Source organism: Pseudocitrobacter sp. 2023LY-00077 (genome assembly GCF_055796175.1).
On the sequence record NZ_JBSPEI010000009.1, the window covers coordinates 197,861 to 216,608 of the forward strand.

Below are 18,748 nucleotides of genomic sequence, written 5' to 3' on the forward strand. Positions count from 1 at the left end.
TTAACCCCGGCTATAGCCATCACCGATGGTTAATCATGAATAATCCTGTAAATGCTGGCGCGCTCGGTCAGAAGTCAGGTATTGCCCTACCCACTCAGTCAGCTTCTCAGGCGTCACCTTCACGCTCTCACGACCGCTTTTAAGCCACAGATCACCGACATCATAAATCTGCATTGCGCGTATTGCGTCGTTAAAACGAATAGCCGGCATCGATTGTTTCTTTGTCAGCGAAATGTCGGGGTGATACCCCTCACGGACATACAACACCAGAGTCATCGAACTGGAATCCGCCTGTAAATCAAAGGCGGTGATATCGCGCAACATAAGAGGCTGGGGGAGATAAGTACTTTCAATACTCTCCGCAGTGAGAGAAAAAATGGGCTGACGGACACGGCGTTTCTGCCGTTTTGCCTGCCAGATAAAGACAACGCCGAGAAATAGCATGGCGAGACCATAAGGTAGCCAGCTCCAGAGCCGCAACACCACGGCGGGCACCCACAAAAGCAGAGACATCGCAATCAGCAGCCAGCCCCCCCAATAAAGAATGGGCGAAGATTTCTGTATCATCCACAAGTCAAGACGTTCCAGCCCCCGCCCGGCATCAGTCTGAAGTGCCTGGCGCTGACTCTCAACGATAGCCCCGGGAAGAGTGCGATACAGCGCCGGTTCGCTCACATCAAACAACTGCGCAACGGCCCCGTAATCCTCCTCACTTACCGGACGAGAAGCCCGTGCGATAAGCGATTTATCAAAGGCTACGCCGAGGGCCGCGATTCGCTCGCGCGTGATTGGATGGCTATCCATTGGATGCGCTATCTCGCGGTCGATTGCCGCTCGCACATCCAAAGACCCCATCGGCGCAATAAAATCATACAGGCTGGCAACCCAGTTCTCCGCCAATACACGTCGATTAACCAACGCGTCAAGATGTTCGTTAACCGGTTCGGTTAACGCAATAACACGCAGCAGCGCCGAAGAAAAATCCTCAGAGGACGCACTTTTAGCTCCCGCCCGATCGGCGGCCAGTTCACGCAGACGATTCCAGTGGTTGACCGACTCGTGAAAACATTCCAGAAACCATCGCCCCATATCCAACGCAGGGTTCAAAATAAGGTTATCCAGAAATGAGCCAGCCATTGAATTGTCTGCAAGTGCCGCCAGACTACGCTGCATGCTGTCGTAAATTGGAACAAAACGGAGGCTATACTGCGTATCTTCCCCGCTAAAATGCCCCAGTTCATGGCCGATTATCGCCGCAATTTCCGCTTTTGACATCAAGGAAGCGTAGGTTAGCGGGAAATGTAACGTGTTACCCGTTAATCGTTCACCACCTTTGAGTTGCACGGTATTGGCTGTGACGAAAAAGCTGTCACACAGGCCGACAACAATATTATCGGGAACGGTTAATTGCGCGTTGTGCGCTATCTGCCGTATCCATTGCCAGAACGCGGGCGCTTGCTGTTCCGAGATGTTTTCTCCCCGGAGAACAGAATCAGCAGGCTTAAAAATTTGCAGTGTTTTTTTGAGAGTAGAAATGCTATTTCCCAGAAGAGCAATAATCATCACAATCATGATTACACTGCCGGCAAGCGCTTTGATTTCCACAGCATAAATCTGATGTCGGGCCATCACCCACAGGATTTCAGAAGCAAGGAGACTCACTACCGCTAAACCACACAGCATCATCTCGCCCACCATCAGATAGGGCAGACGACGCTTACAAAGCGTAAAGTGGGTAATTAATTGATCCACGGATGCCCGACTACACCGTGCCGACAGAGCGCATAGCAGTACAGCATAGATTACAATACTCAACGCCCCAGAAGATAACAATAAACCTGATATCGCCAGTACCTGGCGTACATGCAATATCCCGTCAGTCGCAAAGCCATATAAGTTTGCTGTATGTATCGTGTCGCTTATCCGCCAGTATTGCCAGACTGCATAGAAGAGAATAAGCAGTGGCATAATAAATATATGTAACATCCGTGTGCGAGCCATAGAATTATTTATTCACCCATTAAATACATAACAAAGAGACGTCAAATTATGACGGCATCCAGCATAAAGATTTAAAACTTACTCAATTCCGCACGCGCGTGCGCAGATGAAATATACTGCCCAACGATCTGTGACATCGTTACAGCATCGAGCTTAACTTTTTTCCCCTCTTCTTCGCAGCAAGGGCTGCTTACAACGACGACGACCCGGCTTTCCTGAGGTTCATAACGGAATACCTGCATAAAGCGTTTGGTGGTGATATTCAGCCTATCGCCATTACGCACATACAGATGGAGCATCGCGGCGCCGGAGATGACAACAACCTCATAACGTTCAATGTATTCCAGCGGTAGCGGCTGTGGAAGATAGAGGCTGGTAATGCTTTGCGGCGTCAATGTGAACAATGGCTGACGCGACCGCTGTAATGCCACATTCCCCATCATACCCAGCGGGAGACCTATCAGCGTAAACAGCCAGCATATCCCGCTAAGGTGTTGAAAGAGCACCAGATAGCCCCCGCCAAATATCAGTACAATACCCACGATCATCATGATCCATGCCATCGATGAGGAAGACCATATAGCCTTCGCCTCTGTCGCCAGTGTCGCTTCAGCCTCGATTTCCTCACGTATCTCGGCGCGCAGTGGTTCAATCTCCTGAGATATCTCGCAAGATAATGCGCTGGCAACAGGCCCGAATAACGCAGGGAAGAAGAGGTTCTCTTCTGGCGCGACGGCACGAGAGGCGCGTGACAGCAACTCTTCATCGAGTGAAAGATTCAGGGCGGTGATACGCGCGCGGGTCGTGGGATGACTATCCATGGGATGCGCAATTTCACTGTCGATGCTGGCGAGGACATCAAGCGGCCCCTGCTTTTGCAACGCCAGCACAAGTCCGTCAGTCCAATTGTCACTGTTCTTCCGCCCGCGAAGAACGTCTTCCAGGTAGCGCTCAACCGGTTCACTCAGCGCCGATATTCTCAGCAATGCGCAGGCGAAGGCCGCAGAGGACGATACGCTAGCCCCGGTTTTATCTGCGGCAAGTTCCCGGATGCGACTCCAGTGGTTCACCGTCTCGTGGAATGTCTGTAAAAACCACATCGCCATATTCAGCGCAGGAGACAATACCAGGCGGTCTATCCAGGCATCCTGCATGTTTTTCGCCATCTGTTGCAGGCTATTTTGCATGCCCGCATAGAGGGGCGCGAAGCGCAGGCTGTACTGCGTATCCTCGCCGGTAAAGTGACCTAACTCATGCCCCACCACGGCGGCAATCTCCGCTTCATTAAGGAGCGACAGATACGTCAGCGGTAAATAGAGCGTATTCCCCGCTAACCGCTCGCCCTTTTCAATTTGTACGGGATTGGCCGTCACATAAAAGCAGTCAAAAAACCCGACGACAATATTATCAGGTGGCGTGAGCTGCGCCTGAGAGGTGAGGCTCCGGACCCACTGCCAGAGTTCGGGTGTCTGTACTTCCGGCAAATTGACGCCAATCACCCGCGAATCTTCAGGCTTAAACAGGGCAAAGCATTTCCGAACAGAAAAGAAACTTTTAATGATCATCCAGAGTATGGCAAATACCGCTATCACCATGGCGAACAGCAATTTCATACCGCCACCATTCATCTCTACGTGCCCCATGGCCCAGATAATTTCGGAGAGCACTAAAGCGACGGTCGCAAGGCCACAAAAAAGGATTTCGCCAACCATCATGAAGGGCAGTAGTCGTCGGCAGAGAGTAAACTTTTGGATGAGCACATCCTGGGAACGTCGCGAAGTGCGTGCGCATGCCTTACACACCACAACCGCGCTTCCCAGGATACACATCGCTATCACAGTTAAGAACATCGCCAGCATAGCTAATACAAACTGGAGGGCTTCTATTTCATCAGCGTTATCACTTGCCCGCCAGCATTTCCATAATCCATATATAAAGAGAAATAATGGGGTATAAAAAAGACTAATTACTCTTTTTATGTCCATATAAAACGTCATCCATTTAAATTAATAATATTATTGAATAACCTAATTACAATTACACACTCATTCAACGAGTAAATTAAACTTACCAAATCCATTATAAATCAGCGACAGGATCATATTAAATTTTTCTTTTTGATGCCATCAGAAAAAAATTTGATGACATCGGTGAGTCATGTCATTAACATTATTAATGTAATTAATTCAATAATGCTTAGTGAAAACAATGTTAATATATTTATTAAGCAATGAATCAAGATGTTTTCAACTTATAACTTCTTAAAGGCCACAAGCGACCGCTTTTGCTATGTTAAAATTATAGTGATATGCTCAATCGGAGCGCGTCAGCGACAAGCCTAAGCGTAATATCTGCACACAAGGTAACTATGTTAATTTTCATTTTAAAATCAGCAGCGATTTATTTACTATTCTTATGCATAGCCTGCCTGACATTGTTAATTACCAGCGCGTTTTTGGATATTGAATCAATAGCATGGACAATATACGACTATCTACATTTTCATTACAGCTTTTATAATGAGAGTTATGATTTCAACCCTGCCCTGGCAGATATCCTTATCATCTGGGTGATATTTATTCCTTTGGTTTTTACATCACTATATTACGCACTAAAAACATTTAAAAACCGAATTAAAAAATAGATTTACACCGTAAGCCATATCGCATTGAGATGCTGTAAACAATCAAACGTCTGGAAAATGATAAAAAAAAGCTGGCAGAAAAATTTTCCCAGCCAGCTTCTCAAATGGTCAGAAAACCTTACTCGATACCCTTACTACGCAGGTAATCTTCGTAATTACCGGTGAAGTCAATCACGCGCTCCGGCGTAATTTCAATCACGCGCGTCGCCAGCGAGCTCACAAATTCACGGTCGTGAGAAACAAAGATCAGCGTGCCCGGATACATTTCCAGCGCCATGTTCAACGATTCAATGGATTCCATATCCAGGTGGTTGGTCGGTTCATCCATGACCAGCACGTTCGGTTTTTCCATCATCAGTTTACCGAACAGCATGCGACCTTTCTCACCACCGGAAAGTACTTTCGCCGGTTTCTTGATATCGTCCTGGCTGAACAGCAGACGACCGAGGATGCTACGCACCGCTTGTTCGTCGTCGCCTTCCTGTTTCCACTGGCTCATCCATTCGAAGACGGTCAGGTCATTTTCAAATTCGAATTCATGATCCTGCGCGTAGTAGCCGATTTGCGCGTTTTCGGACCATTTCACCGTACCGTGATCCGGCGTTAAATCACCGACCAGGGTTTTCATCAGCGTGGATTTACCGACGCCGTTGGTCCCCAGGATCGCGAGTTTCTCGCCCACTTCCAGCAGCAGGTTAACGCCTTTAAACAGCGGGCCGTTATCAAAGCCTTTGCTGAGGGCTTCCACTTCCAGCGCGTTACGGAACAGCTTCTTATCCTGTTCAAAACGAATGAACGGGTTCTGACGGCTCGACGCTTTGACTTCGTCGAGTTTGATTTTATCAATCTGACGCGCGCGGGACGTTGCCTGGCGAGATTTAGAGGCGTTGGCGCTAAAGCGGCTAACGAAGGATTGCAGGTCAGCAATCTGCGCTTTTTTCTTGGCGTTATCGGCCAGCAGGCGTTCACGCGCCTGGGTTGCGGCGGTCATGTATTCGTCGTAGTTACCGGCGTAGACGCGCAGCTCACCGTAGTCGAGATCTGCCATGTGGGTGCAGACCATATTCAGGAAGTGACGGTCGTGCGAAATGATGATCATGGTGCTGTCGCGCTCGTTCAGCACCTGCTCCAGCCAGCGAATGGTGTCGATGTCCAGGTTGTTGGTCGGTTCATCGAGCAGCAGGATGTCCGGGTTAGAGAACAGCGCCTGCGCCAGAAGCACACGCAGTTTCCAGCCAGGTGCGACTTCGCTCATCGGGCCGTAATGCTGTTCCAGCGGAATCCCCACGCCCAGCAGCAATTCACCGGCGCGCGCTTCGGCGGAATAACCGTCCATTTCACCGTAGAGCACTTCGAGGTCGGCCACTTTATAGCCATCTTCTTCGCTCATTTCCGGCAACGCATAGATGCGGTCGCGCTCTTGTTTAACTTCCCACAGCTCACCGTGTCCCATGATGACCGTATCCAGAACGCTGAACTCTTCGAAGGCGAACTGATCCTGACGCAGCTTACCGATGCGCTCGTTCGGGTCGAGAGAGACGTTGCCCAGCGTCGGCTCAAGGTCGCCGCCGAGGATTTTCATAAAGGTGGATTTGCCGCTCCCGTTAGCGCCAATCAGGCCGTAACGGTTGCCGCCGCCAAATTTGACGGAGATGTTTTCGAACAGCGGCTTACTGCCAAACTGCATGGTAACGTTGCTGGTAACTAACACGGAAGTATCCTGAGGAATGTGACAAACCGCCTATTATGCCACAATTCCGAATTAAAATCGCCCGCCTTCGTAACGCGCTAAACTGTCACCTAAGTGAAAAAAATGTGATTTCGTACACATCTGAATTCCCTGTTGCCGGGAATGCACATATAATGCGCTTCCATCATACATCCGATTTTCCAACCACAGCCTGAGTGGCACTGATATCTCGAACAACATGAACATGAAATTAACAACACTTTTCGCTGCGGCGCTTGCAGTCGTTGGCTTCTGTAAAACCGCATCCGCAGTGACATATCCGTTACCGACGGATGGTAGTCGTGTCATTGGTCAGAATCAGGTGATCACCATCCCTGAAAACAACAAGCAGCCGCTGGAGTACTTTGCGGCGCAGTATCAGATGGGTCTTTCCAATATGCTGGAAGCTAACCCAGGCGTGGATACGTATCTGCCGAAAGGCGGCACCGTGCTGACCATTCCGCAGCAGCTGATTCTGCCGGATACCGTGCATGAAGGTATCGTCATCAACAGCGCGGAAATGCGTCTGTACTACTACCCGAAAGGCACTAACACTGTCATCGTGCTGCCAATCGGTATCGGCCAGTTGGGTAAAGACACTCCGATTAACTGGACCACCAAAGTAGAACGCAAGAAAGCGGGCCCGACATGGACCCCAACGGCGAAAATGCACGCGGAATATCGCGCGGCGGGTAACCCACTGCCAGCAGTGGTTCCGGCTGGCCCGGATAACCCGATGGGCCTGTATGCGCTGTACATCGGTCGCCTGTATGCGATTCACGGCACTAACGCCAACTTTGGTATCGGTCTGCGCGTGAGCCACGGCTGTGTGCGTCTGCGTAACGAAGACATCAAATTCCTGTTCGAAAGCGTGCCGGTCGGTACCCGCGTACAGTTTATTGATGAACCCGTGAAAGCAACCACAGAACCGGATGGCAGCCGCTTCATCGAAGTTCACAACCCGCTGTCAGTGACTGAAGCGCAGTTTGAAGGCGGTGAAACCGTTCCGGTTACGCTGAACTCTACGGTGCAGAAGGTGACTTCCCAGTCTGATGTAGACCAGGACGTGCTGAATCAGGCGATTCAGAACCGCGCCGGTGTACCGATTCGTCTGAACTGATTCGGTTCAGATACAAAAATGGCGAAGCTGATGCTTCGCCATTTTTTTTGGGGTAATCCCCTCATCCATTATTCACCATCACAAACCCGCCATGATCATAGCGATAATGGCAGTGCGCATACTCCAGCGGCGTACCGTCTTCCAGATAAATAACCTGCTCCAGCTCCAGCACCGGATCGGTCTCGTCGCAGTTGAGATACTCTTTGTCGCGAGCATCCGGCTTACAGGCGCGCACCACGCGATAAGAGCCCATCATCTTTAAGCCCAGCGTTTCGCGCACGTAGCGGAAAACCGAACTTTCCAGATGTGATTTATTGAGCCCAGGCACCAGCGCGACCGGCATTACCGTCATATCCAGCGAAATCGGTTCACCGTTCACTAAACGCAAGCGAATAAAATCATAGACCGGCGCATCGGCACTCATCAGCAGCGAGGCTTGCTCTTTTTCATTCGGGAAGCGCACCTCAAAGGCAATCACCTGGCTTGTCACCTCGCCGAGGTGCCGCCAGGTTTCCGTTGCGCCGAAATAGTCGCTGCCCGCGACATCCCACTGCGAAAGCTGGCGGAAGTTTTTACGCACAAACGTCCCCTGCCCCTGACGCGCATAGATAATGCCTTCAACAATCAGTTGGCGCATCGCCTGCTGAATGGTCATGCGGCTGGTGTTGAATTCAGCCGCCAGCGCCAGCTGATCGGGCAGCGGCTCCGTCGCCGGATAACGCTGGCTCAGAATACGCTGCTTAATTTCCTGTGCGATGGAGAGGTACTTCGCCGCCATCTTCCGCTCCTTAATGGGTGTTACATCTCTTCGCCGTTGCTGTGAATCGCCCGCTTCAACCATGCGTAGCTTTTCTTCGGCACGCGGCGCAAATCTTTCAAATCATGGTTTTCCCGGTTCACATACACCACGCCATAACGCTTACGCATGTCGCCCTGGGAGCTGAGAATATCAATTAACCCCCAGCCCAGATAGCCTATCACCTGTGCTCCATCCTCAAAAATGGCCTCTTTCATGGCATTGATGTGGTCGCGATGATAGGCGATGCGGTAATCATCGGCGACAGGCGTTTCGCCATCCCAGGATTCAATCACCCCGATGCCGTTCTCTATCGGGAAGACCGGCAGACGCCAGTCGTTATAGTATCGCGTAATGATGCTGCGGAACCCAAGCGGATCGATTTGCCAGTTCCATTCGGTGGCTTTCAGATGCGGGTTGGGCGTATCGCCAAAGAGCATATAGTTATTGACGGCAGTGCCTTCCGGAATGGGATCGCTGCTCAACGTGCGGCTGGCATAGTAGCTGAAGGCCATATAATCATTTTTTAGCGTCGCCAGTACGGCGAGGTCTTCATCGCGATAGATATCACGCAGACCTTCTCTCTCGACAAACGCCATCACTTCCGGGCTGTAGCCCTGCCCCGCAAACGCGCGTAACAGATTCTGATTGAAGAATTCGTCGAGTTGACGGGCGCAGAACACATCGCGCGGTTTACAGGTTGCCGGGTACACCTGGGCGTGCGCCAGCATGCCGCCCATTAGCTTGCCGGGTTTGGTTTCATGCAGATAGTGTGTGAGATGCGCGTGCGCCATCATCACGTGGTGCTGAATCTGATAAAGCTCGCGTAACGTTTTCTCACCCTGCATATAACCGGAAATCAAAAATGCTTCCGGCATATGGTAAAGGTTCTGTTCATTGAAGGTGAGCCACCAGGTTACCTGGTCGCCAAAGCAATCAATCATTTTTTCGCCATAGCGGATGAACGCGTCCATCACCCGACGATCGGTGAAACCGTTGTATTTTTCCGCCAGCGCCAGCGGCATGTCGAAATGATAGAGGCAAATCATCGGCGCGATGCCGCGCGCGACAAGCCCATCGATAAAGCGTTGATAAAACGCGATACCTTCTTCATTAAACTCACCGTCGCCGTCCGGGCAAACGCGGCTCCAGGCAATCTGGAAACGGTAGCAGTTCATGCCCAGATCCTGCATTAAATCAAAATCTTCTTCGAAGCGATGATAGCTATCGGTGGCAACCTTCCAGTCAGAGGCGTTCTCTTTCGGCTCGCGAATGTCATACACCGACATCCCCTTCCCGCCCTCGTTCCATGCGCCTTCGGTTTGCATGCTGGAAACAGAGTTTCCCCAAAGAAAATCAGCTGGCAGTGTGTTCATCATGACGCCCTCAAGATATGACTAGTCAAATAACATATATGATTAGTCATATTAGAAAGCAGCGTACGGCGCAACGAAAAGGCTCACGTTTTGTGAGCCTGTCCGAAAGATTAAAGGTGACCGAGGAGATGCAGCAGGCCGTAACCTGTCAACGCCGCCCACAGCAGCATGGGCAGAGAATAGAGATGGAAGCGCCACCAGATACGGCGATCGTTCGCCATGCGTAGCGCAATCAGGTTGGCAAGCGATCCGGGCAACAGGCCAAAACCGCCGACGTTCACCGCCCAGGCAAGCAGAATGGAGGGGGGCACATAATTAAGCAGCAAAATCGTTGACGGCACGTTGCTGATCACCTGCGAAAGACCGATCGCCGTGAGCCATAAAGAACCGTCCGACAATTGCCCGACACCATGCAGTGAATGCTGCAATGCAGGCAGTTGCGTCAGGAGATGCACATCAATAAACATCGCCATAAAGACCAGCAGCAGGGTCCAGTCGACGCTGTAAACCACGCGCCGCTCCAGCAGCAGGAAGCCCACGGCTACGCACACCAGCCCCCACAGTTCGAGCTTCATCTCCAGTGCGGCGAGGAAAACCAGATAGAAGGCCAGGCAGCACCACACCAGCTTTGGCCGCCATGACGGTGTGGCATCGCTGCTTTGAAATTGCAGTTTTTTCGCCGGGAAACAACACCAGCAGAGAACGAGCAGTGTCGCCATCATCGCCAGCGCCAGCGGCAACATTTGCAACGTAAAGACCGGGAAGCTCAGGCCGGAGCGGCCCCACAGCAAAATATTCTGCGGGTTGCCGATGGGCGTCAGCAGTGAACCGGCGTTCACTGCCAGCGCCTCGAAAATAATCAACCGGTTAACCGGAATGGCGCACCATTTTTTTAGCGTCAGGGTGAGCGGCACAATGATAAACAGCGCCACATCGTTGGTCAGAAAGGTCGACAGCAGCGCCGCCGCCAGCACCATAAAGATAGCCAGCTGTCGCTCGGTAACGAAACGTCGCGCCATCTTACGCCCGAGCACATCAAAATAGCCGCTCTGCTCAACGCCTTTGGTGAGCAGCATTAAACCGCTCAGGGTGATGATGGTGTGCCAGTCAATCGCTGCGGGCCAACGCGCCGGGGCAAACGGAACCAGAAAAGTGAGGATGACGCCGATAAGCAGCAACAGATGCAGAAAACGATCGCGCGCCAGCGACCGAATAAAAGGAGGTGTCATTCAACGTACTGCCCATGTTTTTGGGTAAACTGGCGGAACATGTCCAGCGTCTCTTCGCTGACATGATGTTCAATGCCTTCGGCATCACGACGGGCGGTATCCTGGCTGACGCCCAGCGCCAGTAAAAAGCTCTCGACCACCTGATGACGCTCGCGGCTCTCCTGAGCCAGCTTCTCGCCTTCCGGCGTTAAGAACACACCGCGCCATGGGATCTGCTCGATCAGCCCCACGCCCGCCAGACGTTTTAACATTTTCGCCACAGTTGGCTGCGACACGCCGAGCCGCGCGGCCATATCCACCTGACGCGCCTCGCCCACTTCGCGGATCAAATCGGAAATCAGCTCAACATAGTCATCAATCAGCTCGCGGCGATGCGCTTCCCGCACCTGACGGAACCCTTCAACGTGTTCTTCCACATTCACCAGCTGCGTCACTTTTTTTGTTGTTGGCTTACCTGCGCGGCGGTTCATAGCACTTCCTCATCGGTGTGACGCGTCAAAGCATCTTATAAATTGCCCCCATTGTAATGGATCGTGCTCTGAGTACAAAAATTTAACGTTTAGCCATAGCTATAAAATATAGCCTGTGCTATATCTGTATGTAATGCAATCACTCATCACGGAACGACGAGCGCAAAAGCAGGAGGTTACCATGAACGAATTCAAGAGGTGTTTACGCGTGTTTAGTCACTCTCCTTTCAAAGTCCGTTTAATGCTGGTTAACATGCTGTGCGACATGATCAACAGCAAACCCCAGCAGGACAACAAACCTAACTAACGCGGCGTCGCGGTACGCCGCTTCATTTTTTTGTCATTTTTCTCTGGCAGACTCCCCTGTCGTGCTCAAAAACCCCACATTTCTTCCGCTTTTGTAATCGCCTTCGCAAAACATTTTGTTATGGGTAGTTGACCAAAAACAGCGCGCGCTTTATCTTCGTGCGGCCCTGCACTTTTGCGGCTCGCAGATGCGGAGCTTCCCCCTTCTCTTTACGCAATAATGTCCGGCAAAAAAGCCCCTTGACGCCAGGGGACGCACATGGCGTTTTTATAGTTGCGATTTATGAATGTCACGCTGAAAGAAACTCTCGCCGCCCGTGGAATTACCCTGAGTCCGTGGACGGGCCTCTATTTCCTGCAATCACTGCTGATCAACCTGGCCCTGGGTTACCCCTTCAGCCTGTTGTATGCGGTGGCATTTACCTGCGTGCTCCATTTAGTGTGGCGAGCCGCGCCAAAAGTCCAGAAAGTGGTGCTGGGTCTTTATTCACTGGTGGCGGCGCTCTATTTCCCGTTCAGCCAGGCCTACGGTGCACCGAACTTTAATACCCTGCTGGCGCTGCATTCGACAAACGTCGAAGAATCCACCGAGATGTTTACCATCTTCCCGTGGTACAGCTATCTGGTGGCGCTGTTTATTTTTGCCCTTGGCGTAATTGCCGTGCGCCGCAAGGCCAGCCCGGTAAAACGCTGGGGTAAAATGGAAACCCTGTGTCTGATATTCAGCGTCGGCACCTTCTTCGTGCAGCCGATTCAAAACCTGGCGTGGGGCGGCGTTTTTAAATTCAAAGATACCGGTTACCCGGCATTTCGCTTCGTGAAGGACGTCATCGTTAACAATAACGAAGTGATTGACGAACAGCAGCGCATGGCGCAGTTCGCGCAAATGAAGGATACCTGGACGGTCACCGCCGTGAAGCCGAAATATCACACCTATGTGGTGGTGATTGGCGAAAGCGCGCGTCGTGATGCGCTGGGCGCGTTTGGCGGCCACTGGGACAACACACCGTTTGCCAGTTCGGTGAATGGCTATCTGTTTAACGATTATATTGCCGCCAGCGGTTCAACGCAGAAATCGCTGGGGCTAACCCTTAACCGCGTCGTCGATGGCAAACCGCAGTATCAGGATAACTTTGTTACCCTGGCTAACCGCGCAGGTTTCCAGACCTGGTGGTTCTCCAACCAGGGGCAAATCGGCGAATATGACACAGCCATCGCCAGCATCGCAAAACGCGCAGATGAAGTGCAGTTCCTCAAAAGTGGCGATTTTGAAGCGGATAAAAACACCCAGGACACGGCGCTGTTGAAGATGACCGCACAGGTCTTCGCGTCGCAGCGTACTCAACCGCAGCTTATCGTGCTGCATTTGATGGGTTCTCACCCGCAGGCCTGCGACCGCACGCACGGCAAGTATGATGTGTTTGTGCAATCGAAAGAGACGTCCTGCTATCTTTACACCATGACGCAAACCGACGATTTGCTGCGCCAGCTGTACGATCAGCTACGCAACAGCGGTGACAGCTTCTCGCTGGTGTACTTCTCCGATCACGGGCTGGCATTTAAAGAGCGCGGAAAAGAGGTGCAGTACCTGGCGCACGACGATAAATTCCAGCAGAATTTTCAGGTGCCATTTATGGTGCTGTCGAGTGACGACAAGGCGCATAAGGTCATTAAGGCGCGCCGTTCAGCGAATGATTTTCTTGGGTTCTTCGCTCAGTGGACGGGCATCAAAGCGAAAGAAATTAGCCAGCGCTATCGTTTTATCTCAGAACAGAAGGCCGGGCCGGTGTACATCACCAACTTCCAGTTACAGAAGGTGGATTACAACCATCTGGGGACGGACCTGTTTACGACGAAGAGCCGTTAAAAGACGCCTGATGGCGCTTCGCTTATCAGGCCTACGCATCGATGCGGTTGTAGGCCGGGCAAGCGCAGCGCCCCCGGCAAAATACAGGCAAAAAAAATCCGCCACAAGGGCGGATTTTTCATATCACCGAAGTGATTAGAAGCGGTAACCAACACCGGCAATCCAGGTGCCGACGTCAACGCTACGAATGCGAGACTGCTCGTAAGAGAAGTCCAGAGCAACGTTTTCGATCGGGTTGAACTGCAGGCCCGCACCGTAAGAGAAACCGTAATCGCTGGTGTCGTGTTTGTTCGGCAGATCAGCGGTCTGGAATTTACCGTAACCAACACCTACTACGCCGTAGATGCTTGCCCAGTCGTTCAGACGGTAAGCAGGACCTGCGGTGATGCCGTAGTACTGTGATTTATGGTAGTTGTTGTCGCTGGAGCTACGGTCTTTTTCGGTGTAAGTAAAGGAACCGATAACGCCCAGCGGTTGGTCGTCCATTTCATAGCGGTATTTCAGGTTGAAACCGTTAGCTTTGTTAGCAACGCCCTGCATATCGCTCTGAGCGTAACCGCCAGTAACGGTAGAAGTTGCAGCTACTGCGGTACCTGCGGATACAGCCAGAACAGCGGCCAGTGCTGAAAGACATGCAATTTTTTTCATAACCACCTCAAATGTGCTTCAAGTAAATCCGTAAGTTTTAAATATATCAAAAATTGTTAGGAAACTCTTTCGAACTTGTGATGTCTAAACCTGCCTTTGATGTAACCAAAAATTTCCGGGCCCGGTTATCTCTTTCAAACATCACAGGTTTTCCCGGAATACCAGACTAGTATCACACAGTGATTTCATCACATTATTCCAGATAATTCCTAGTTTGACAGATTAATAATCCATCGACTAAGGACATTCTAACGATTCACGGGCGGATTTTTTTCAACAATTCCTCAACCGTAGCCTGGTATTTCATTTACACTGCTTTTTTTACTCCGTTTGACACAAATTGACAGGAAAAAGATGTCTGGCTTGCTCCGTAAATCTCCCGCATGGATGCCCGTGTTTGTTCTCATCGTGTCGATGCTCTCTATCCAGAGCGGCGCATCACTCGCTAAGTCGCTGTTTCCGTTAATTGGCGCACCGGGTGTCACCGCCCTGCGTCTGGCGCTTGGCACGCTGATTCTGGTTATCGTCTTTAAGCCGTGGCGACTGCGTTTTGCAAAAGAGCAGCGTCTGCCGCTGCTTTTCTACGGGCTGTCGCTGGGCGCGATGAACTATATGTTCTATCTCTCTATCCAGCGCATTCCGCTGGGGATTGCCGTTGCCCTGGAGTTCACCGGGCCGTTGGCCGTCGCGCTGTTTGCCTCTCGCCGCGCGGTGGACTTTATCTGGGTTATCCTCGCCGTGCTTGGCCTCTGGTTCTTGCTGCCGTTGGGTCAGGACGTGGCGCACGTCGATCTCACCGGTGCGCTGCTGGCGCTTGGCGCGGGCGCAGGCTGGGCCATCTATATATTAAGCGGCCAACGCGCCGGCGCGGAACATGGCCCGGCGACGGTGGCGATGGGTTCTTTAATTGCAGCCGTCATTTTTGTGCCGCTTGGCGTATTACAGTCTGTTGATGTGAGCTGGCACTGGTCTATTCTGCCGGTCGGCCTGGCCATTGCCGTGCTATCAACTGCCCTGCCCTATTCACTCGAAATGCTGGCCCTGACCCGCTTACCGACACGCACCTTCGGCACACTGATGAGTCTCGAACCTGGCCTGGTTGCCATTTCAGGGATGATCTTCCTCGGCGAAACGTTGACGGGTACGCAAACTCTGGCGCTGGCGGCCATTATTGCCGCATCGATGGGGTCAACGCTCACCATGCGTCGCGAAACAAAAATCCAGAAAGTAGATATAAGTTAAAGCTTAATGTCGCTATTAGACCGATAGGCAGAGTCAGAATTTTCTATCCGGAACTCGGTGCTATACTTATTGCCAGTTAATACTGGAACGCACAACATCAAGAGGATATGAGATTATGAGTACCGCTAAACTGGTCAAATCAAAAGCATCCAATCTGCTTTATACCCGCAACGATGTCGCTGACAGCGAGAAAAAAGCCACTGTCGAGTTGCTGAATCGCCAGGTGATCCAGTTCATTGACCTGTCTCTGATTACCAAACAGGCCCACTGGAATATGCGCGGAGCTAACTTTATTGCCGTTCATGAAATGTTGGATGGCTTCAGGACTGCGCTTACCGATCATCTGGATACCATGGCTGAACGTGCCGTACAGCTGGGCGGCGTGGCGCTGGGCACAACCCAGGTCATCAACAGCAAAACCCCGCTGAAAAGCTACCCGCTGGACATCCACACCGTTCAGGATCACCTGAAAGAGCTGGCTGACCGCTACGCAATCGTCGCGAACGACGTGCGTAAAGCCATTGAAGAAGCGAAAGATGAAGACACAGCGGATATCTTAACCGCGGCTTCACGCGATCTGGATAAATTCCTGTGGTTCATCGAAGCTAACATCGAATAACCATAGGTTATTCTTATTACCCTCTCATCACCCCGATGAGGGGGTTTGCACCATCCGGGTGCACCCTTCTGTTAAATACTCTCGCCCAAGTAAACTATTTGTAATAATCACCTCACACAATCGTTAATAAAAGATTGTTTTATCACCACCACTTGCGTTAAAAAACAGCATGAATCGCGAAACAGGCATACTGCACCATCATAAAGCCCCATCATGGTGCACCCGAGTCTGTCAGTCGCCGAAATCGTGCATCCCTCTCTTTCTCTTTTGTTGCAAAACAATAAGTTAAAAAGTTGGCATGATTCTTTCATAGATCGTACGTTCTCGCAGGGGATTGCCCCGTGGATATAAAAGGAAATGTTATGAAGTCTTTGTTTAAAGTTTCCCTGGCTGCACTTACCCTGGCGTTTGCCGTCTCCTCTCAGGCTGCTGAGAAGAAACTGGTTGTGGCAACCGATACGGCGTTCGTTCCGTTTGAGTTCAAACAGGGCGATAAATACGTGGGTTTCGATGTTGACCTGTGGGCCGCTGTCGCCAAAGAGTTGAAACTGGACTACACCCTGAAACCAATGGATTTCAGCGGCATCATCCCGGCACTGCAAACCAAAAACGTTGACCTGGCGCTGGCCGGTATCACCATCACGGAAGAGCGCAAAAAAGCGGTCGATTTCTCTGACGGTTACTACAAAAGCGGCCTGCTGGTGATGGTGAAAGCCAACAACAACGACGTGAAAAGCGTGAAAGATCTGGACGGTAAAGTGGTTGCCGTGAAGAGCGGTACCGGCTCCGTTGATTACGCGAAAGCCAATATCAAAACCAAAGATCTGCGTCAGTTCCCGAACATCGATAACGCGTACATGGAACTCGGCACCAACCGCGCTGACGCCGTGCTGCACGATACCCCGAATATTCTTTACTTCATCAAAACCGCAGGCAACGGCCAGTTTAAAGCGGTAGGTGATTCACTTGAAGCACAGGACTACGGCATTGCCTTCTCCAAAGGCAACGACGAGCTGCGTGAAAAAGTGAACGGCGCGCTGAAAACCCTGCGTGAAAACGGCACCTATAACGAAATCTACAAAAAATGGTTCGGTACTGAGCCTAAATAAGATTGACTGAGATTACCGTGCCCGGTTGCGCACTGCGCGCCGGGCACGTTTTTTAGCGCACCCTTTTAGTGAGCTATTGTTCTTCCACCACGGTAACAGGAACACATTATGCAGTTTGACTGGAGCGTCATCTGGCCGGCCATTCCAATTTTGCTGGATGGCGCCAAAATGACTCTGTGGATTTCGGTCCTTGGCCTCGCCGGGGGTATTGTTATCGGTCTGCTGGCCGGTTTAGCCCGTACCTATGGCGGCTGGATTTCAAACCACATTGCCCTTGTTTTTATCGAAGTGATTCGCGGCACGCCGATCGTCGTACAGGTGATGTATATCTACTTCGCCCTGCCGATGGCCTTCCCGGATATTCGTATCGATACCTTCTCCGCCGCCGTGATCACCATCATGATCAACTCCGGCGCCTATATCGCGGAAATTACCCGTGGTTCCGTGCTGTCGATTCACAAAGGCTTCAGCGAAGCCGGGCTGGCGCTGGGCCTGTCTCGTCGCGAAACCATTCTTCACGTGATTATGCCGCTGGCGGTTCGCCGTATGCTGCCTGCGTTGGGTAACCAGCTGATTATCAGTATCAAAGATACCTCGCTGTTTATCGTTATCGGCGCGGCCGAATTGACCCGCAGCGGCCAGGAAATTATCGCCGGTAACTTCCGCGCGCTGGAAATCTGGACCGCCGTCGGTGTGATTTACCTGATCATTACTCAGGTACTGAACATCGTGCTTCGCATTCTTGAAAGAAGGATGAAAATCCTGTGATTGAATTTAAAAACGTTTCCAAGCACTTTGGCAAAACCCAGGTGCTGCACAATATCGACCTCAACGTGAAACAGGGCGAAGTGGTGGTGATTATTGGGCCGTCCGGTTCCGGTAAATCCACGCTGCTGCGCTGCATTAATAAGCTCGAAGAGATCACCAGCGGCGATCTTTTCGTTGATGGCCTGAAGGTCAACGACCCGAAAGTGGATGAGCGCCTGATTCGTCAGGAAGCCGGGATGGTGTTCCAGCAGTTCTATCTCTTCCCGCACCTGACGGCATTGGAGAACGTGATGTTCGGCCCGCTGCGAGTGCGTGGTACACAAAAGGCAGATGCGGAAAAACTGGCGAAAGAGCTGCTGGCGAAAGTGGGCCTGGCGGAACGCGCGCATCATTATCCGTCTGAACTCTCCGGCGGCCAGCAACAACGCGTGGCGATTGCCCGCGCGCTGGCGGTGAAACCGAAGATGATGCTGTTTGATGAGCCCACTTCTGCCCTCGATCCGGAACTGCGCCACGAAGTGCTGAAAGTGATGCAGGATCTGGCGGAAGAAGGCATGACGATGGTTATCGTGACCCATGAAATCGGCTTTGCCGAGAAAGTGGCATCGCGATTGATCTTTATCGATAAAGGCCGTATTGCCGAAGATGGCGACCCGCAGGTCCTGGTGAAAAACCCGCCGAGCCAGCGTTTGCAGGAGTTTTTGCAGCACGTATCGTAATTTCCCCCTCACCCTAACCCTCTCCCTTAAGGGAGAGGGAACTGACCGTGCAAGCGGTGAGGCCGGTGCGATTTTTCTCCCTCTCCCCGTGGGAGAGGGTCGGGG

Annotated in this window: 16 protein-coding genes; 8 read left to right on the top strand and 8 right to left on the bottom strand. The window is 51.6% G+C overall.

The window, feature by feature from the left end:
• Positions 1–33: 33 nt before the first annotated feature.
• From ACWWFX_RS13680 to ACWWFX_RS13690, 3 genes are all read right to left on the bottom strand, one after another.
• Positions 34–1,752, bottom strand: coding sequence for a M48 family metallopeptidase (locus tag ACWWFX_RS13680; RefSeq protein ID WP_473224046.1), 1,719 nt, complete (start codon positions 1,750–1,752; stop codon positions 34–36).
• A gap of 320 nt (positions 1,753–2,072) precedes the next feature.
• A complete protein-coding gene (locus ACWWFX_RS13685) occupies positions 2,073–3,716 on the bottom strand; it encodes a M48 family metalloprotease (protein WP_473224047.1) in 1,644 nt (547 codons plus the stop codon).
• A gap of 1,047 nt (positions 3,717–4,763) precedes the next feature.
• On the bottom strand, positions 4,764–6,356 hold the full coding sequence (locus ACWWFX_RS13690; protein ID WP_276218199.1) for an ABC-F family ATPase: 1,593 nt from the start codon (positions 6,354–6,356) through the stop codon (positions 4,764–4,766).
• 217 nt (positions 6,357–6,573) lie between these two features.
• On the opposite strand from ACWWFX_RS13690, the gene ldtB reads away from it, so the two are divergent.
• The gene (ldtB, locus tag ACWWFX_RS13695; protein WP_276218201.1) at positions 6,574–7,494 is read left to right on the top strand and encodes a L,D-transpeptidase; all 921 of its coding nucleotides are present in this window, start codon (positions 6,574–6,576) and stop codon (positions 7,492–7,494) included.
• A 61-nt stretch (positions 7,495–7,555) separates the two neighbouring features.
• Here the strand turns inward: ldtB and ACWWFX_RS13700 are convergent, their stop codons facing one another.
• The 4 genes from ACWWFX_RS13700 to mntR all read right to left on the bottom strand — a co-directional run bounded on the left by ACWWFX_RS13700 (position 7,556) and on the right by mntR (position 11,365).
• Complete coding sequence (locus tag ACWWFX_RS13700; RefSeq protein ID WP_276218203.1) at positions 7,556–8,272, bottom strand: GntR family transcriptional regulator; 717 nt, start codon at positions 8,270–8,272, stop codon at positions 7,556–7,558.
• A 20-nt stretch (positions 8,273–8,292) separates the two neighbouring features.
• The gene (locus tag ACWWFX_RS13705; protein WP_473224048.1) at positions 8,293–9,669 is read right to left on the bottom strand and encodes a glycoside hydrolase family 1 protein; all 1,377 of its coding nucleotides are present in this window, start codon (positions 9,667–9,669) and stop codon (positions 8,293–8,295) included.
• A 107-nt stretch (positions 9,670–9,776) separates the two neighbouring features.
• Positions 9,777–10,895, bottom strand: a complete 1,119-nt coding sequence (locus ACWWFX_RS13710; RefSeq protein ID WP_473224049.1) for an anion transporter — start codon at positions 10,893–10,895, stop codon at positions 9,777–9,779.
• Entirely contained in the window at positions 10,892–11,365 is a 474-nt protein-coding gene (gene mntR, locus ACWWFX_RS13715) for a manganese-binding transcriptional regulator MntR (protein WP_015965199.1), read from the bottom strand. The genes ACWWFX_RS13710 and mntR overlap by 4 nt, the downstream gene beginning before the upstream one ends.
• Before the next feature lie 181 nt (positions 11,366–11,546).
• Here mntR and mntS point away from each other — a divergent pair, with 181 nt between their 5' ends.
• Entirely contained in the window at positions 11,547–11,672 is a 126-nt protein-coding gene (gene mntS / locus ACWWFX_RS13720; protein WP_015965200.1) for a manganase accumulation protein MntS, read from the top strand.
• 282 nt (positions 11,673–11,954) lie between these two features.
• On the top strand, positions 11,955–13,538 hold the full coding sequence (locus ACWWFX_RS13725; RefSeq protein WP_276218610.1) for a phosphoethanolamine transferase: 1,584 nt from the start codon (positions 11,955–11,957) through the stop codon (positions 13,536–13,538).
• Between the two features lie 135 nt (positions 13,539–13,673).
• Here the strand turns inward: ACWWFX_RS13725 and ompX are convergent, their stop codons facing one another.
• Complete coding sequence (gene ompX / locus ACWWFX_RS13730) at positions 13,674–14,186, bottom strand: outer membrane protein OmpX (RefSeq protein WP_015965202.1); 513 nt, start codon at positions 14,184–14,186, stop codon at positions 13,674–13,676.
• Between the two features lie 354 nt (positions 14,187–14,540).
• Here ompX and rhtA point away from each other — a divergent pair, with 354 nt between their 5' ends.
• The 5 genes from rhtA to glnQ all read left to right on the top strand — a co-directional run bounded on the left by rhtA (position 14,541) and on the right by glnQ (position 18,643).
• Positions 14,541–15,428 (top strand): threonine/homoserine exporter RhtA, encoded by an 888-nt coding sequence (gene rhtA, locus ACWWFX_RS13735; protein ID WP_473224050.1) that lies wholly within the window; start codon positions 14,541–14,543, stop codon positions 15,426–15,428.
• A gap of 115 nt (positions 15,429–15,543) precedes the next feature.
• Positions 15,544–16,047 (top strand): DNA starvation/stationary phase protection protein Dps, encoded by a 504-nt coding sequence (dps, locus tag ACWWFX_RS13740; protein ID WP_015965204.1) that lies wholly within the window; start codon positions 15,544–15,546, stop codon positions 16,045–16,047.
• A 362-nt stretch (positions 16,048–16,409) separates the two neighbouring features.
• Positions 16,410–17,156, top strand: coding sequence for a glutamine ABC transporter substrate-binding protein GlnH (gene glnH / locus ACWWFX_RS13745; protein ID WP_015965205.1), 747 nt, complete (start codon positions 16,410–16,412; stop codon positions 17,154–17,156).
• 108 nt (positions 17,157–17,264) lie between these two features.
• Positions 17,265–17,924 (top strand): glutamine ABC transporter permease GlnP, encoded by a 660-nt coding sequence (glnP, locus tag ACWWFX_RS13750; RefSeq protein WP_276218218.1) that lies wholly within the window; start codon positions 17,265–17,267, stop codon positions 17,922–17,924.
• Positions 17,921–18,643 carry a glutamine ABC transporter ATP-binding protein GlnQ gene (glnQ, locus tag ACWWFX_RS13755; RefSeq protein ID WP_276218220.1) on the top strand — a complete coding sequence of 241 codons (723 nt, stop codon included), beginning with the start codon at positions 17,921–17,923 and terminating at the stop codon, positions 18,641–18,643. Before glnP ends, glnQ begins: the two co-directional genes overlap by 4 nt.
• The last annotated feature ends 105 nt before the right edge of the window (positions 18,644–18,748 follow it).

Coding starts and splice junctions, on each gene's coding strand:
- ACWWFX_RS13685 (WP_473224047.1), bottom strand. CDS start 3,716: ATGATGGTTGGCGAAATCCTTTTTTGTGGCCTTGCGACCGTCGCTTTA.
- ldtB (WP_276218201.1), top strand. CDS start 6,574: ATGAACATGAAATTAACAACACTTTTCGCTGCGGCGCTTGCAGTCGTT.
- ACWWFX_RS13700 (WP_276218203.1), bottom strand. CDS start 8,272: ATGGCGGCGAAGTACCTCTCCATCGCACAGGAAATTAAGCAGCGTATT.
- ACWWFX_RS13705 (WP_473224048.1), bottom strand. CDS start 9,669: ATGATGAACACACTGCCAGCTGATTTTCTTTGGGGAAACTCTGTTTCC.
- ACWWFX_RS13710 (WP_473224049.1), bottom strand. CDS start 10,895: ATGACACCTCCTTTTATTCGGTCGCTGGCGCGCGATCGTTTTCTGCAT.
- mntR (WP_015965199.1), bottom strand. CDS start 11,365: ATGAACCGCCGCGCAGGTAAGCCAACAACAAAAAAAGTGACGCAGCTG.
- mntS (WP_015965200.1), top strand. CDS start 11,547: ATGAACGAATTCAAGAGGTGTTTACGCGTGTTTAGTCACTCTCCTTTC.
- ACWWFX_RS13725 (WP_276218610.1), top strand. CDS start 11,955: ATGAATGTCACGCTGAAAGAAACTCTCGCCGCCCGTGGAATTACCCTG.
- ompX (WP_015965202.1), bottom strand. CDS start 14,186: ATGAAAAAAATTGCATGTCTTTCAGCACTGGCCGCTGTTCTGGCTGTA.
- rhtA (WP_473224050.1), top strand. CDS start 14,541: ATGTCTGGCTTGCTCCGTAAATCTCCCGCATGGATGCCCGTGTTTGTT.
- dps (WP_015965204.1), top strand. CDS start 15,544: ATGAGTACCGCTAAACTGGTCAAATCAAAAGCATCCAATCTGCTTTAT.
- glnH (WP_015965205.1), top strand. CDS start 16,410: ATGAAGTCTTTGTTTAAAGTTTCCCTGGCTGCACTTACCCTGGCGTTT.
- glnP (WP_276218218.1), top strand. CDS start 17,265: ATGCAGTTTGACTGGAGCGTCATCTGGCCGGCCATTCCAATTTTGCTG.